Raw genomic sequence first — 15,133 nt, 5'->3', positions numbered from 1 at the left:
CGCTAGGCCTTAGGCAAGGGCGCGGAATTGTACCAATGCAGGTGCTCGGACTGCCGCTGGGCAAAGCCGTCGGCGACCTTGATGTGGATGCGATGGCCACGCGTGGTGCAGGCGGCAATCTGGTCGAGCAGTTGGTCGAGCTGCGACGCACTCGGCGCGCGCGCGTGCGACTCTCGCAACCAGTGGCGCAACACGTTCCCCTGGCGCGCGCGCGAGAGCGCTTGCAGTGCCGGGATGCGCGGCGGATTGCCGACCAGGAAAAGGTCTTGCGCGCCCAGTTCTTTCAGGAGCTCTTGCGCCTCGGCAGCGTGCGCGGCACTGCGCGCAAAGGTCGACCGAAATTGCGGAAATGTCTGCACCAGCGCCGGCAAAAGAACAGCGCGAATCCGGTTGCGGGTGTAGCGCGCGTCGTCGTTGGTCGGGTCGTCGATCCAAGGCAAGCCGCGCGTTGCCAGCCAGGCGCGGATGTCTGCGGCCGAGACGCCGAGCAACGGGCGATGGATGGTCAAGCCCCGACGCACTGCGATGGCCGGCATGGCGGCCAAGCCCGGCAAGCCGGCACCGCGCGACAACGCCAGCAACAGTGTCTCGACCTGGTCATCGGCGTGGTGGCCGATGGCGATCGACCGGACCGACGGGCGCTCTGTGTGCGCACCGGCCATATCGTGAAACGAGGCATAGCGCGCATCGCGTGCAGTCGCTTCGGGACTGTCTCCCGCAGCATGACGTGCATCGACGTGTCGGCTGACAAACGGCACGGCCAACTGCGCGCAAACATCGGCGCAGTGCCGCTCGAAATCGTCGGCTGCAGCTTGCAGGCCGTGATGCACATGAAACGCGCGGACTCTCCCGGGCCAACGCGCAGCGCACGCCGCCAGAAGCGCAGTCGAATCAGCCCCGCCGCTGTACCCTACCGCCAGGGGCAGCGCCGGCTCGAACGCGGCGATAGCCTGCTCGAAGGCCTGTCCGGATGCAGTCACCTCGACACGCTGCGCGCCCTACTTGATGTCGGCTTTGGTGTCCGAGAAACGGCCGTAGCTTTGCAGTCGGTCGTAGCGTCGATCGAGCAGTTCCTTGACCTTCAGGTCGCTGACCTGACGGAATGCGTCGTTGAGCGCGCGCTTCAGGAAAGCCGCCATCTGGCGGTGGTCGCGATGGGCTCCGCCGACCGGCTCGTTCACGATCTTGTCGACCAGCCCGAGGGCTTTCAGACGATGCGCCGTGATGCCCAGTGCATCCGCCGCTTCCTTCGCCTTGTCGCTCGTCTTCCAGAGAATCGAGGCGCAGCCTTCAGGGCTGATGACCGAGTAAATCGAATACTGAAGCATCACGAGCTGGTCGCCTACCGAGATCGCCAGCGCGCCGCCGGAGCCACCCTCGCCGATGATCGTGACGATGATCGGCACCTCGAGCTGCGCCATCTCGAAGATGTTGCGGCCGATGGCTTCGGACTGGCCGCGTTCTTCCGCATCGATGCCTGGATAAGCGCCCGGCGTGTCTACAAAAGTAAACACCGGCAATTTGAATTTCTCGGCGGTTTTCAATAGCCGCAATGCCTTGCGATAGCCCTCGGGCTTGCTCATGCCGAAGTTGCGCGCGGTGCGCTCCTTGGTGTCGCGACCTTTTTGATGGCCCAGCACCATGCACGGCGTGCCGTTGAAGCGGGCCAAGCCGCCTACGATCGACAAGTCGTCGGAAAAATGCCGATCGCCGTGCAGTTCGACGAAGTCGGTAAATATTTCTCTGACGTAGTCGAGCGTGTAGGGGCGCTCCGGGTGCCGGGCAATCTTGGTAATTTGCCAAGGCGTCAGGTCGCTGTAGATGTCTTTGGTGAGTTGCTGGCTTTTTTTGCCCAGCTGATCGATCTCTTCAGAAATGTCCACCGCAGATTCGGTCTGGACATACCGCAGCTCTTCGATCTTGCCTTCGAGCTCCGCAATGGGCTGTTCGAAGTCGAGAAAAGTTCGTTTCGCCAACGTCTTCTCCTGTTATTCAATAGGCGACCGGTACCGGGTCGAGCGAGCGCCAAATATACCAAGTCGCGACGCTGCAATACGGTGCCCAGGCAACCGCCACCTCGCGCGCGTCGCTGCGACTGACCGGGTCACCCGAAAAGTAGTTGACGCTGATGCCGTTGAGCAGGCCCAGGTCGTCCAGCGGCAGCACGTTGGGCCGCATCAGATGAAAGATCAGGAACATCTCGGCCGTCCAGCGGCCGATGCCACGGATCGCGACCAGCTCTTCGATGATGAGTTCGTCCGCCATCGCGTTCCAGGCGTCCACATGCACTGCGCCGGCATCGAAGTGGATTGCGAGGTCGACCAGGTATTCGACCTTGCGCGCCGACAGACCGGCGCCGCGCATGTCGTCGACCTTGAGCTTGAGGACATTCGCGGGCGTTATCTTGCGCGGCAGCGCAGCGAACTTGTCCCATACCGCCTGGGCGGCCGGAACCGCGATCTGCTGGCCAACAATGCTGCGCGCGAGCGTCGTGAAAGCATCCCCACGTGATTCCAGACACGCATCGCCGAAGCGAGGAATAAGCCGCTTCATCACGCGGTCTTTCCTGGCGAGATGCTTACAGGCTTCTTCCCAGTAATCGGGCGTAAAAATCTCGACAGGCGGTGGTTTCTTTGGCGAAGGCATGGGCGCTCGGGTTGCTTCTTCTTTGCGTTCTATTGAGCTGCGGCCCAAGTCGTGCCGGTGGGGGAGTCTTTCAGCGCGATCCCCTGCAAAAGCAAGTCTTTTCGAATGCGGTCAGCTTCGGAAAAGTTCTTCGCGTCCTTGGCCGCAGTACGTTGGGCGATCAGCATCTGAATGGCCGCAGCGTCGAGTGAACCGCCAGCTTGCTGATACCCAGCTTGGAGAAAAACCTTGGGATCGCCCTGCAGCAATCCGATCGTGCCGGCCAATGCGCGCAGCAGGCCCGCGACCTCAGGCGACTTGGTACGGTTAACTTCGCCCGCAAGGTCGAACAACACGGCGACTGCCTCCGGCGTGCTGAAGTCTTCGTCCATCGCAGCCTTGAAGCGCGTGGCGTGCGGCTGGTTCCAGTCGATGGCTGCGTCCGCAGGCGGGACCAGATCAAGCGCGGTGTACAGGCGCTTAAGGGAATTGCGTGCATCGTCCAGATGCACGTCGCTGTAGTTGAGGTCGCTACGGTAGTGCGTGCGCACAAGAAAAAAACGCAACGTTTCGGCGTCGTATTTTTCCAGCACTTCGCGGATGGTGAAGAAATTGCCCAGGCTCTTGGACATCTTCTCGTTGTCAACACGCACGAAGCCGTTGTGCACCCAGAAACGCGCCAGCGGTTTGCCATGCGCGCCTTCGCTCTGCGCGATCTCGTTCTCGTGGTGCGGAAACTGCAAGTCCACGCCGCCTCCGTGGATGTCGAAGGTCTCGCCAAGCGTGGCGCAGCTCATGGCCGAGCACTCGATGTGCCAACCGGGCCGGCCCACGCCGAACACGCTATCCCATTTGGCGTCGTCGGGCTCGGCCGGCTTGGCGGCTTTCCAGAGCACGAAGTCGAGAGGATCGTCCTTGCCGTCGAGTACTGCAACGCGTTCACCGGCATGCAATTCGTCGAGCGACTTGCCCGAGAGCTTGCCGTAGCCGGGAAACTTGCGCACTGCGTAATTCACATCGCCATCGGCCGAGCGGTAAGCCAGCCCCTTGTCTTCCAGCGTGCGGATGATGTCGAGCATCTGCGGAACATAGTCCGTCGCGCGCGGCTCGATCGTCGGAGGTTCGATCCCGAGGGCGCCGATGTCCTGGTGCATAGCCACTACGGTCTCTTCGGTCAGCGCCCGGATGGTGATGCCCCGTGCCAGCGCGCGCGCGATGATCTTGTCATCGATGTCGGTGATGTTGCGCACGTAGGTCACGGCGTAGTCGCTCGCACGCAGCCAGCGTTGCACCACGTCGAAGGCCATCATCATCCGCGCGTGGCCGATATGGCACAGGTCGTACACCGTCATGCCGCAAACGTACATGCGGACATGGCCCGGCTGTAGCGGCGAAAATTCTTCCAGCTGACGCGATAGCGTGTTGTAAATGCGCAGGCTCATGGAGACTCGGAAAGCATCGGACTTACGGCCGGCCGGAGCGGGTGCGCAAGGGTAATTTTCAGGGGTGAAGGTGGGGTTGCACCGGAGGCTGGAAACGACCCCTCGGCTACAATCGGCCTCAGTATAAACGGCCGCCGCCGCATATTTTTCGGGTGTTTTTCGAGCTTGCTGCAAGGCGCTCGACCCCCCTACCTCCCGAGGCTTCATGAAGCACTTCGCGCTCTCCCCCTCCAACGCCATCCTCCCCATCTTCCGTCTTCTTTCTGCACCTTTCGTTGCCATGCTGCTGTGCCTGACGGTCGGCCCAGCACACGCCGACGACTACGGCGACGTCAACCAGTTGCTGCGGCAAGGCAAGGTACCTGAAGCACTGACCAAGGCCGACGCTTACATCGCCGGCAAACCACGCGATCCGCAGATGCGCTTTTTGCGCGGCGTGATCCTGACCGAACAGGGCAAGCAAGCCGACGCCACGGCCGCCTTCACCAGTCTCACGCAGGACTTCCCGGAACTGCCCGAGCCGTACAACAACTTGGCTGCGCTCTATGCATCGCAGAGCCAGTTCGACAAGGCACGTGCCGCCCTCGAAATGGCGATCAAGCTGAATCCGGGCTATGCGACGGCCTACGAAAACCTCGGCGACGTGTATGCCCGTCTCGCAATTCAGCAGTACGTGCGCGCGCAACAGTTCGCGTCGACCAATCCGAGCGTGACGTCGAAGCTGAAGACGGTTCGCGAACTGTTCGGGCCGGCCACGACGAGCGCGGACCCGGCTCAATTGCCAGCGGCGCCTGTGACCGCCAAGAAGCCGGTGCGCGCGAAGTAGACTTTTTTGTTCGCAGGTGCGCTGGTTACGGCCGGATGCACGCTTCCCGATTCATCTTTTCACCGGACAGATCATGGTTACAAACACACGTAAAGCAGGTGCCCTTTCGCGCCGCACTGCTCTCTTGCTTGCAGCGTCGCTAGCCGGCTCGATCGCCTTTTCAAGCGCGGCTTGGGCGCAATCCGCACCACGAGTCAAGCTCGCCACGTCGGCCGGCGACATCGTCGTCGAGCTCGATCAAGCCAAGGCACCGAAGACCGTCGACAACTTTCTGCAATACGTCAAAGACAAGCACTACGACGGGACGGTGTTCCATCGTGTCATCGACGGCTTCATGGTCCAGGGCGGCGGCTTCACTGCCGACATGCAGCAAAAGCCGACGCGCGCACCGATCGCGCTGGAGGCCGCCAACGGCCTGAAGAACGACAAGTACACCATCGCGATGGCGCGCACCGGAAACCCTGACTCGGCCACATCGCAATTTTTCATCAACGTAAAGGACAACGCGATGCTGAACGCTCCCAACCCGGACGGCCATGGCTACACCGTGTTCGGCAAAGTCGTTGCCGGCACTGAAGTCGTCGACAAGATTCGCGCCGCACGCACCGGCACCAAGGGCGGCATGGAGAACGTGCCACTCGATACCATCACCATCCAGTCGGCCAGCATCGTCAAGTGACTGGCGTGACCCAACTTTTTTGAAGGAGCCATCATGAGCAACCCCCAAGTCGAACTGCACATCAAGAACTACGGCGTCGTCACGCTCGAACTCGACCGCGCCAAGGCGCCGAAGTCGGTCGACAACTTTCTCGCTTACGCCAAGAAGGGTCACTACGACAACACGGTATTCCACCGCGTGATCCCCGGCTTCATGGTTCAGGGCGGCGGCTTCGAGCCCGGCATGACCCAGAAGCCCAGCGGCGCCGAGATCGAGAATGAAGCCAACAACGGCCTGAAGAACGACAACTACACGGTCGCGATGGCACGCACCAGCGCGCCGCATTCGGCCACGGCTCAGTTCTTCATCAACGTGTCCGACAACGCCTTCTTAAACCACACGGCACCGTCGGCGCAAGGCTGGGGCTACGCTGTGTTCGGCAAGGTCATCGCCGGCAAGGAAGTCGTCGACAAGATGAAGGCCGTGAAGACCGGCCGCAAGGGCTTTCATGACGACGTTCCGCTCGAAGACGTCGTCCTTGAAAAGGCTGTCATCACTGCGGAATAAGCGGACGGATAGACCAGGCGGAGCAAGCGGCACGATGCGTTGGGCGGCGATCGCATGAACCCATTGAGCTCCTCGTCGACGTTCCCCGAAATCATCGCGCCCGTCGGATGGCGGACCGTCGACCTCATCTCCGACCTGCACCTGCAGGCTGGAGATGCCGCAACGCTCGAAGTGTGGCGCGGGTACCTGCAGACCACGTCGGCTGACGCACTGTTCATCCTCGGCGACCTGTTCGAAGTCTGGGTCGGCGACGATGCTGCGACGCAGCCCGGCTTCGAGGCAGAGTGCGCCGAACTGCTGCGCCTTACCGCCGAGCGCTTGCCGGTGTATTTCATGCATGGCAACCGCGACTTTTTGGTCGGGGCCGGGCTGGCAGCACAGGCGAACTTCATCTTGCTCGAAGATCCCACGGTGCTGGTGCTACACGACGAACGCTGGCTTTTGAGTCATGGCGATTTGCGTTGCCTCGACGACACCGACTACCTTGCGTATCGCGCACGGGTACGGAAGCCGGAATGGCAAAGTGCAGTGCTGGCCAAACCGCTGGCTGAACGCCGCGCGCTGGCGAGATCGATGCGCGCGCAGAGCGAAGACCATAAGCGTGGACCTGACGTGGTGTGGGCCGATGTCGATGCCACTGCCGCACGCGACTGGCTGCGGCAGGCTCATGCCCGCACGCTGGTTCATGGTCACACCCATCGGCCGGCAGAGCACGATCTTGGCGATGGCCTGCGTCGTGTCGTTTTGAGCGACTGGGATGCCTCAGCGCACCCGCCTCGCGCGCAAGTGCTCTGCCTGTCGATCGCGGGCGCTCAGCGCGTTGATCTGCGCTGATCTGCGTTGACCTCTGATGTTTCGTTGGTTGCGCCGTCTTCGCGCCCTTCCCTCCATTCCCGACGCTGCATGGCAGGGCACGCTGGCGCGCTATCCATTCTTGAACGACCTTTCCGACGCCGAGCGAGACAGCTTGCGCACGCTCACTGCTGGCTTCTTGAGCAAGAAGGAATTTCACGGTGCGCACGGCTTTGCGATCACCGACGAAGTCGTGCTTGCCATTGCCGCTCAGGCCGTCTTGCCGTTGCTGCACCTGGAGGGCGGACTAACCTGGTACGACGACTTCGTCGGCGTTGTGGTGCACCCGTCTGAAGTGGTCGCGCAGCGCACGACCACCGACATGGCCGGCGTGGTTCACGAATACGAAGAAGTGGTCGCAGGGGAAGCCATGGACCGCGGTCCGGTGATGCTCAGTTGGCAAGACGTGCTCGCCAGCAGCATTACCAGCGACACCGGGTACAACGTCGTCATTCACGAGTTCGCACACAAGATCGATATGCGCAGCGGCGTTGCAGACGGCTGTCCGCCGCTGCCTGCGGGCTTTGCCGGGACAGCTAACGCGCGGGAGGCGCGAAGCGCATGGCTCGGCGCGCTTCAGTCGGCTTATGAAGTCTTTCGAGAACAGACCATCGTCGCCGAGCGATTCGGAGGCGCGCCGCCGTGGCTCGACGCATACGGGGCCGAGTCGATCAGCGAGTTCTTCGCGGTCGCGTGCGAGGCGTACTTCGTGAACAGGGTTCGCTTCGCCGAAGAGTTTCCGACGTTGCTCGCGCTGTTCGATGAATTTTTCTTAGCCGGTCAGGCCGATCGGGCCTGACCTCGGCTGACCGTTACTTGCGCAGCAGCGCCTTCAGCGCGTTCTGCAGACGACGGGCCGCTGCAGCATCGTGCGGCATCGCGAGCACCTTGCTTGCGTCCAGACCCCAGGTTTGCGCCGGTGCAGGGTCGCCGCGCTTGGTGAGCAACTTGAGTTGCAGAGCACGTCGTGCATCGAGCTGATCGGCTGGCGTCGGAACCTCCGCCGCCATCTCGAGACGCAGCAAAGCTTCGGACGCTTCATCTGCCTTGGCTGCAGGCGCGCCAGCCAACGACTGCGACCAGGCAGTTCGCACCGCTGGCGACACAGCCCGACCCAGTTCCTGCACCGAGGGCAGCTGCGACGCGTCGCGCTTTTCCCATGCGCCCATCACTTGCGACAACGCCTCGCCGTGCGCTTGTGCTGCAAGTTTGCGAAGAGCCATGTCGGCCCGTTCGAGCGCCTCGCGTTGCGCGCGGAATGCGGCATCGCCGAGACGCGGACCACGGTCTTCAAAGCGAGGAGCGCGGTCGCCAAAGCGATCGCCGCCACGGGCATCGCCCGAGCGCGGTCCACGATCGTTCGAACCACCGGGGCCGCCGGGGCCACGTGAGTCGCGGCGGTCGCCGAACTTGCCACCGCCACGCGGAGCAGGCGCGACATCGCCTCGCTTGCTGCCGGGGCGATCGTCGCCGCGGCGTGCTGCCACCACGGGCTTGGGGGCAGGCTTGGGCGGTGCGGCGGGCTCGACCGGCTCGACCGCTGCTGTTTCCTCCGCAACTTCTTCCGCACGCACTTCGTTGTCGGCGCGCGAGGAGGCGTCCGAACTGTCGGCAGGTGCGATCAGGTCGCGCGGGCCAGCAGGCGCGGTCGCAACCTCCGGCACTTCACTTTGCGCCTCGGCAGCAACCTCGCGGCCGCCTTCGAGCGCAGCGTCGGCCGGTGGTGTGCTGAGCTGCGTGCTCTCTCCGAACTCCATCGCAGCCTGTTCGACACCCACCTGTTCGGTCGCACCGACATCGGGCCCATCGGGTCCTTCGGTCGGCGCCGCGTGAGTTGCTGCAGCCGCTGGTGCAACAGGTGCCGGTGGCGGAGCTGGCGGCGGCGCTTCACCGCGAATCGCCCCTTCGAGCCGGGCGATCGCAGAGCGAATTTTTTGCACGTCGCCAGCGGCGTTGGCAGCATCGAGCGCCTTCGACGCATCCAGCACGTAGCGGTCGTGCTCGCTCATCGCCGAAGACGCCTTTTCGCGCTCTGCCGTCTTGCGGTTGAACGCGTCGTCGATGGGCGCGCGGAAGGCGTCCCACAGCTTTTGTTCATGACGACGATCGAGCGGCACAGTTTGCGCTTCGGCCTGCCAGCGCTGCTGCAGCGCCTTGACCGCGTCGATGCGCAACATCGGCTGTCCACCGAGTTCGGTGGCTTCGGCAATCATGGCTTGGCGCCGATCGACACTCTCTTTTTGAGCCAACTCGAACGGTGCACGCGCCGCGTCGAACGCTGCGTTCCAGAGCGGTTGCAGTTCGGCGAACACCTTCTCACCGATATGGCCGGCATCGCGCCACTGATCGGCGAACTGGTGCAGCGCGCGGTTGTGCGCCTTGAGGTCAGATGCGTCGGCATGCGCCTCGGCCCAGCCCTTGACCTCATCGATCAACGCGATGCGCTGCGCGCGATGTTCGGCAGCGTCCGCACGCACCTTGTCGAGCCAGGCCTCGACGACCTTGTGCGCTTCGTTGCAGGCTTCGTCGAAGCGCTTCCACAGCGCGTGGTTCGGCACGCCGCCTTGGTCGGCCTGCTTCCACTGATCGCGCAACATGCGCAGCGTTTCCTGCATCTTGCGGCCACCCAGGGCCTGGCCTTCAGGGCGCTTCAGCAAACCTTCAGCCCGAGCGACCAAATCTTCGCGGACCTTGTCGGCGCTCCAGCGCTGCCAGCCTTCGAGTTCGCCGGCAGCCACCAGGGCCGTGTGGACGCGTGCTTCCAGTTCGGGCTCGACTTGCTTGCCGTGTTGCTTCAGCACGGCGCGCAAGGCGGCGGCGGCGCCGGCGCTGGCTTTGCCATGACCTTCTGCAGTTTCCTGTTCGAGCTTGAGCAGCGCAGCCTGAACGGCTTCTTGCGCTGCGGCACGCACGGAGGGATCGACCTTCGGCGCTGCGGGCTTGGCCTGCGCAGCCTTCGGCGCGACAGCCTCGCCGCGCGCGGCGCGCAATTCGTCCGCCCACACCGGAACTGGCGGCAGCGGCGCTCCAGCGTCAGCGGCCGCAGCCTGCGCCTGCGTCAGCGCACCATGGAAAGCATCCGAGACGACGAGCAACTGCGCCTTTGACGCATCGAGCTGAGGCGCGAAGCGCGCGTCGAGGCTGTTCCAGTTGCCGTCGGCGGCAATCGCGTCGGCCTGCTCTTTCCAGTGAACGACGTCGCCGCGGAGACCCTCTTCGGCCGCTTGCGCGTCGTGCCATGACTTGGTCGACAGCACTTCGAAACGCTGCGCGAGCAGCACGGCCGCTTCACGGTGCACCTGTGCGCGATGCTGCAAGTCTTCAATGCCTTTCACGCGCTCGGTCAACTGGCTCTTGAAGCTCGCGAGCGGTTCGCGCGACAACGGCGCACCGGCCTTGGCCGCGTCGCGTTGCCAGGCCAATGCGTCGGCTATGTTGAGCTTGGGCTGCGCCAGCAGCGCCTGGGCCTTTTGCGCCCATTCGGCGCCGATGGCTTCCTGGCCCTTGGCGCGTTTGAGTTCGTCGAGCTTCTCGCGCAGCAGACGGGCGGCGCCCTTATCGCGGCCGCTCAGCTCCTTGAACACCTCCTGCATTTGCTCGGTTGAGGGATTGCCCGCGAGCCAGTCACGGATGCGGCCCGCTCTCTCGCCAGAGGTGGACGCCGTGAAAGCGCCGCCGGTGAGGTTGTCGAGGGCCTGAAGATCGTGGGGCTTGGAAGAAGTTGAAGTCACTGCGCGAAGAACGTTTTGTCTTGTTGAATTGGATAAGCGAAGGCGCCAGCGAAGGCCGGCGCACATCGCATTTTCACCGACTTGGCGATGAGGGGTCTATCGGGTCGCCAGATTGAGCTCTGCGCCGGGTTTCCAGTTGGCATCTGCAGCCCGCGTTCGCACCGCGCCGAGGAAGAGCCGATCGCTCGGCACCTTCTGTTCCAGCAGGTAGTCACGCACCACCGCACCACGCTCGACGGCGAGCTTACGCATCGTTTCTTCGTCGGTGGTGACGCTGGCCATCAGCAGGTCTTCCATCTCTTTGAGCGGCAGATCTTTTGCAAGACCGACCATGTTGCGCGGCTTGGTGATGTCGGCGCGCTTGTATACCGCGGTGAGCAGCGCGGGGTATTCGGCATCCGTCACGGGCGGTACGGCAGCCGCCGAGTCCGCCGCGGTGTCTGCGCCGGCCGCATCCGTCACCGTGCTCGCACCCGTATTCGCAACGGCGCGCGCCGCCCCGCGGCGCTTTTCAGCCTGGGCCAGTTGCCGCAGGCGCTGACGCTTGAACGCTTCGGCTTCTTTGTCGAGGCTCGATGTGCCCACCACGGTCATCTGCAAGCCCGGCCGGTCCGTCAGCGCCTTGGCCACCTTGTCCAGGCCCTGTCTCGCACTGTCCGAGAGCGCCGAGCTGCCGGCGTCGAATGCGATGGTGCTCGACTCGCCGCTGCCGCCGCCGAGCCCGCCGGTGAGCAAGCTAAAAGGAGACGTGATGGCCTTGACGATGAGATTGACCAGCGCCTTCCAGATCAGCGGTCCCACGCTGAACTGCGGGTCGTTGATGGAGCCCGACAACGGCAAATCGACATTGATGACGCCATTGCGGTCAGCCAGCAGCGCGACCGCGAGCCGCACCGGAAGGCTGTTCGGCGCGCCCTGCACTTCCTCGCCGAACTGCAGTTGGTTCAACACCATGTTGTTGGTCGCGGTGAGTCGGCCATCGGGCGCGATCTTGTAGTTGACCTCGAGGCTCAGCTTGCCGCGCTCGATGTTATGGCCGGCGTAGCGCACGGAGTACGGCGACAGCGGCGGCAGGTCGAGGTCGCGCATCTTTCCGGTGATGTCGAGTTCGAGCGGCTTGGCTAACGGATTGAGTTTGCCGACGATTTCGAGGGATGCCGTCTGCTCGGCCTTGCCGCGGAGTTCGAGGTCGGCCAGTGCGGGTGTGCCACCTGCGCCTGCTTCCGGCTGCGACGAGAACGCGCTGAGCTTACCGGTGAGTTCGGTCAGGTCTGCCGAGTAGTTCGGCTTGACGAACTGATCGGTGAAGTCGACCTTGCCGTTGATCAGGCTCATCGGGCCGAAACGAATGATCGGCTTGGGTCCGGTCGACGCGTCGCTCACCTGAGGCGCCGATGCGGCCGCCTTCGGCGCCGCAGCAACCGGATCGCCACCGACCCTCTCTTCGGCCGAGATTGTCCGGCCGGACGACGTGGCGGGACGCACCGCCGTGGTCGTCGTGCCACCACCGGGTTTACGTGTCGTGACCGCCGCGGCTGGAGCGGCTGCTGTGCCTGGCGTCGCTGGCGTGGCCGCAGTCGGCGCGGCAACTGCCCCGTTCGGCGTTGCCGCGCCCGAGGCGACCTGCTCCGGCGATTTGGCGAGATCCTGCAAATTGATGCGGCCTGTCGGGTCCACGATGACGCGGGCAAAAAAGTCTGTCAGCGTGGTCTCGCGCACATCGACGCCCAGCGCCGTGCCGGGCGCCATTGTCACTTGCAGGCCACGCAGGGCCAGGGCTTTCCAGCTGAGCAACTGGTTGGTGCGGTCGATGCCCGGCGTCTGCGTCAGGCTCGCGCTGTTGGCGCGAAAGTCTTCGAGTGCGCTGTCGCCTGCCAGCTTCAGGCTCATGCCGGCCGGCGCCGCGGCGTATTTCACCGTGCCACTGTAGCTCGCATAAGCACGCCGGATGTCGACGTTGAGCGCGTTGGCGTAGTACGCCTTGAAGGCGTGCGCGGGGAAGGCCGCCACTTCGACGCGCCCTTCAGCCGCCAGCGGTTTCAGCACGAGGTTGCCCTTGTAGTCGAACCTGCCCGCGTCGGCTCGCCCGCCGGTCACAGCGATGCGCCCGGAGACCTGCAGTGGCGACACGGTCGCGGTGTTGGGTGCGATCTTCTGGGCGCTGACTTTGAGGGCGGTCAGTTCAATGGCCACCGGCGTGCTGCCGGCCTTGTCTGAATAAGACACTGCGCCGTTGTCGACTGCCATGGTGGCAATGGTCAGTGCCCAAGGCGTGGCGTCGGCCGCGGGCGCCCCCGGCGTGGCTGAAGCGTTGACCGGCTTCGGCGCAGCCACCTTGGCCACGTCCGCAGCCTTGCTACCCGACGCTGGCGCCTTCAACCAGCGTTCGAACATCCAGCGCTTTTCGTTGTCACGCTCGACCACCACCTTGGGGTTGGTCGCGGTGAAGGATGCGATGGCGAGCGTGTGCTTCGTCATGTCGACTTCGGCATCGGTCAACTCGAAGCGCCCGACGCTGGCGACTGCCGCTTTCCCTTGCGTCAGTGCCAGACCGTCGAGCGCCAGACGAACCGCCTTGAACTTGAGTTCCGGTTTGGTCCAGGCCACGTCGATCTGCCCGCTCAGCTTGCCGTCCACCGTTGGCTCGAGGCTTTGCGCGAGGTACGGTGCTGCCAACGAAAGCGGCAACGCATCGACATCTGTCTGCACGGTGGCCGCCTTGTCGGTGGCCTCACCCTTGAATTTCAGGTGCGCGCCGGCCAGCGTCATTGAGCCGCTGAAGGGTGCGGCCTTGGCCATCGGCCATGTCACCGTGGTCGCCTGGATGGCCAACTCGCTGGCATCGATCGCAGCGGCCGGCTGCGTGGTGGCATCGCGCCACCCGATGTTGCCGCCGTTCAAGGCGACCTTGTCGACCTGAACTTTCCAGCCCGGTGCCGGCGTGTCGGTACGAGCAGCCGCGCTGTCTGCTGCCGCCGGAGGCGCAACCTTCTCCGCCGTGCCGGTAGCAGGGTCGGTCGCCAGAAGATTGAGCTGACCCGCTGCGTCGCGCGCCACCACCAGGCGCGGCGCAGTCAGCGAAACCTCGCCCAGATGCACCATGCGGTCTAGCGGCCGCACATCGGCGAGTTCGACTTTCAACGAGTCGAAGCCGAGCAAGTCGCGCCCCTTGCCGTCGGCCAGCTTGGTACCGTGCGCCTCGATCGTCCCGCTCAGTTTCAAGCCGGCCGTTGCAGCCTGCTCGAAGTCGATCTTTAGATCGGCGTCGAGCGTGCCGGCCTGCAGCTTGATCGGCAGGCCGCTCGGGATGTAGCCGATGTACGGTGCTAGATCCAGCCCCTTGAACTGAACCCGCGCATCGGTCTTGCGGTTGTCGGCGAAAGGCGTGCTGAAAGCGGCCGAGTCGAACTTGCTGCCGTTCAGCACGAAGGCGAGCTTGGGCTCGGTCTTTACTTCGCGCTTGGACGCCAGATTGCTCAGAAATGGGACATTGAGCACCAGGTCACGCAGCGTGTGCGTGCGCTTGACCGTCTCGTCGTTGAAGTCGACGGAGCCGCCAGAGATGGCGATGTTGTAGATCGCAAAGCGCGGCGGGTTGCTCTTGGGCGCTCCAGGGGCAGCAGCCAGTTTGGCGAGAATGTCGTCGATGTCGTATTTGCCATCGGCCAGATGGGTCAGCTTGACGACCGGCGACTCGACGCGGACGGCGTCGATCACCGGTGCCAACCTCAAGACTGACTGGAGTTCCGCGTCGGCGTACAGCCGAGCCACGTGGAACTGCGGCTGGCTACCGTCAGCAGTGGCGATGCTCAGATCGTCGACTGTCAGTTCCAGCGTCCACGGCTTGAAATCTATTTTTCCGACAGTTACTTTTCGACCCAGCTTTTCACTGGCGATCTTTTGAATCTGGCTTTTCGCAATCGGCGGGACCGCCAACCAGGCGACGAGCCAAAGGCCGAGCAGCGATGCCAAAGCGACGATCCCGCGTCGCACCCACTTATTTTTTCTTAGCGATGCAGCATTCATTTGAAGTGAGTGTGCCGCAAAGGCTTTGTCGTTCCCATTGCCATTCCAGAAGCAAGAAAGCCCGGTGGCAGGACATGGTGTCTTGCTACCGGGCTCGATGGCGGGCACGAGGCTCATGCCATCTTTTCGCTCGACCGGAAGTTCAATCGTTCCGACCAAGCTGGCGGCAAGAGATTGCCACCAAGAGTGCCTCTATCGCTGGACCGCCGAATTGTTCTTTGGTCACTGGACTTTGGCGATGCCAAAATTAACTGGCTCTTCCAGATTAGGCCCTGCCCCGAGTCAATGCAAGTCGCATTTTCAATTTCTTGCAAACCGCTATTAGCAGCAATACTTTGGATTTACTCACCACGTTTTGTTAGACTGATTTTAGAATAACATACCTAGGCGTTATTCTTGACCGTGT

At 63.4% G+C, this 15,133-nt stretch carries 11 protein-coding genes; 5 read left to right on the top strand and 6 right to left on the bottom strand.

The annotated features are described in order from the left end of the window. Positions 1-2: 2 nt before the first annotated feature. From tilS to cysS, 4 genes are read right to left on the bottom strand one after another with little or no spacing between them, the layout of a single operon-like run. Positions 3-980 (bottom strand): tRNA lysidine(34) synthetase TilS, encoded by a 978-nt coding sequence (tilS, locus tag RCH10_RS09740; RefSeq protein ID WP_409052190.1) that lies wholly within the window; start codon positions 978-980, stop codon positions 3-5. Between the two features lie 18 nt (positions 981-998). Further along, the gene (locus RCH10_RS09735) at positions 999-1,976 is read right to left on the bottom strand and encodes an acetyl-CoA carboxylase carboxyltransferase subunit alpha (RefSeq protein ID WP_323498032.1); all 978 of its coding nucleotides are present in this window, start codon (positions 1,974-1,976) and stop codon (positions 999-1,001) included. 16 nt (positions 1,977-1,992) lie between these two features. Further along, complete coding sequence (locus RCH10_RS09730; protein WP_187052358.1) at positions 1,993-2,646, bottom strand: DNA-3-methyladenine glycosylase; 654 nt, start codon at positions 2,644-2,646, stop codon at positions 1,993-1,995. 29 nt (positions 2,647-2,675) lie between these two features. Beyond that, the gene (gene cysS / locus RCH10_RS09725; protein WP_409052189.1) at positions 2,676-4,067 is read right to left on the bottom strand and encodes a cysteine--tRNA ligase; all 1,392 of its coding nucleotides are present in this window, start codon (positions 4,065-4,067) and stop codon (positions 2,676-2,678) included. 205 nt (positions 4,068-4,272) lie between these two features. Between cysS and RCH10_RS09720 the strand changes: the two genes are divergently transcribed. From RCH10_RS09720 to RCH10_RS09700, 5 genes are all read left to right on the top strand, one after another. Further along, positions 4,273-4,893: a tetratricopeptide repeat protein gene (locus tag RCH10_RS09720; protein ID WP_409052188.1), complete on the top strand. Its 621-nt coding sequence runs from the start codon at positions 4,273-4,275 to the stop codon at positions 4,891-4,893. A 73-nt stretch (positions 4,894-4,966) separates the two neighbouring features. Further along, entirely contained in the window at positions 4,967-5,572 is a 606-nt protein-coding gene (locus RCH10_RS09715) for a peptidylprolyl isomerase (RefSeq protein ID WP_409052187.1), read from the top strand. A gap of 33 nt (positions 5,573-5,605) precedes the next feature. Then, positions 5,606-6,118, top strand: coding sequence for a peptidylprolyl isomerase (locus RCH10_RS09710; RefSeq protein WP_323501992.1), 513 nt, complete (start codon positions 5,606-5,608; stop codon positions 6,116-6,118). 54 nt (positions 6,119-6,172) lie between these two features. After that, positions 6,173-6,952 (top strand): UDP-2,3-diacylglucosamine diphosphatase, encoded by a 780-nt coding sequence (locus RCH10_RS09705; protein ID WP_409052186.1) that lies wholly within the window; start codon positions 6,173-6,175, stop codon positions 6,950-6,952. Between the two features lie 16 nt (positions 6,953-6,968). Continuing rightward, entirely contained in the window at positions 6,969-7,769 is an 801-nt protein-coding gene (locus RCH10_RS09700) for a zinc-dependent peptidase (RefSeq protein ID WP_409052185.1), read from the top strand. A gap of 13 nt (positions 7,770-7,782) precedes the next feature. Here the strand turns inward: RCH10_RS09700 and RCH10_RS09695 are convergent, their stop codons facing one another. Together RCH10_RS09695 and RCH10_RS09690 are read right to left on the bottom strand one after the other, a co-directional pair. After that, positions 7,783-10,701 carry a DUF349 domain-containing protein gene (locus tag RCH10_RS09695; protein WP_409052184.1) on the bottom strand — a complete coding sequence of 973 codons (2,919 nt, stop codon included), beginning with the start codon at positions 10,699-10,701 and terminating at the stop codon, positions 7,783-7,785. 96 nt (positions 10,702-10,797) lie between these two features. Next, positions 10,798-14,727 carry a DUF748 domain-containing protein gene (locus RCH10_RS09690; protein WP_409052183.1) on the bottom strand — a complete coding sequence of 1,310 codons (3,930 nt, stop codon included), beginning with the start codon at positions 14,725-14,727 and terminating at the stop codon, positions 10,798-10,800. Positions 14,728-15,133 lie beyond the last annotated feature (406 nt).

Source organism: Variovorax sp. GrIS 2.14, assembly GCF_046115955.1.
In the GTDB taxonomy this organism is placed as follows: domain Bacteria; phylum Pseudomonadota; class Gammaproteobacteria; order Burkholderiales; family Burkholderiaceae_C; genus Variovorax.
This window is presented reverse-complemented; position numbering and strand designations above follow the sequence as displayed.

What these genes read in the sequence shown, in the direction of transcription:
- cysS (WP_409052189.1), bottom strand. Translation starts at nt 4,067, where the DNA reads ATGAGCCTGCGCATTTACAACACGCTATCGCGTCAGCTGGAAGAATTT.
- RCH10_RS09710 (WP_323501992.1), top strand. Translation starts at nt 5,606, where the DNA reads ATGAGCAACCCCCAAGTCGAACTGCACATCAAGAACTACGGCGTCGTC.
- RCH10_RS09705 (WP_409052186.1), top strand. Translation starts at nt 6,173, where the DNA reads ATGAACCCATTGAGCTCCTCGTCGACGTTCCCCGAAATCATCGCGCCC.
- RCH10_RS09730 (WP_187052358.1), bottom strand. Translation starts at nt 2,646, where the DNA reads ATGCCTTCGCCAAAGAAACCACCGCCTGTCGAGATTTTTACGCCCGAT.
- RCH10_RS09715 (WP_409052187.1), top strand. Translation starts at nt 4,967, where the DNA reads ATGGTTACAAACACACGTAAAGCAGGTGCCCTTTCGCGCCGCACTGCT.
- RCH10_RS09720 (WP_409052188.1), top strand. Translation starts at nt 4,273, where the DNA reads ATGAAGCACTTCGCGCTCTCCCCCTCCAACGCCATCCTCCCCATCTTC.
- RCH10_RS09690 (WP_409052183.1), bottom strand. Translation starts at nt 14,727, where the DNA reads ATGAATGCTGCATCGCTAAGAAAAAATAAGTGGGTGCGACGCGGGATC.
- RCH10_RS09700 (WP_409052185.1), top strand. Translation starts at nt 6,969, where the DNA reads ATGTTTCGTTGGTTGCGCCGTCTTCGCGCCCTTCCCTCCATTCCCGAC.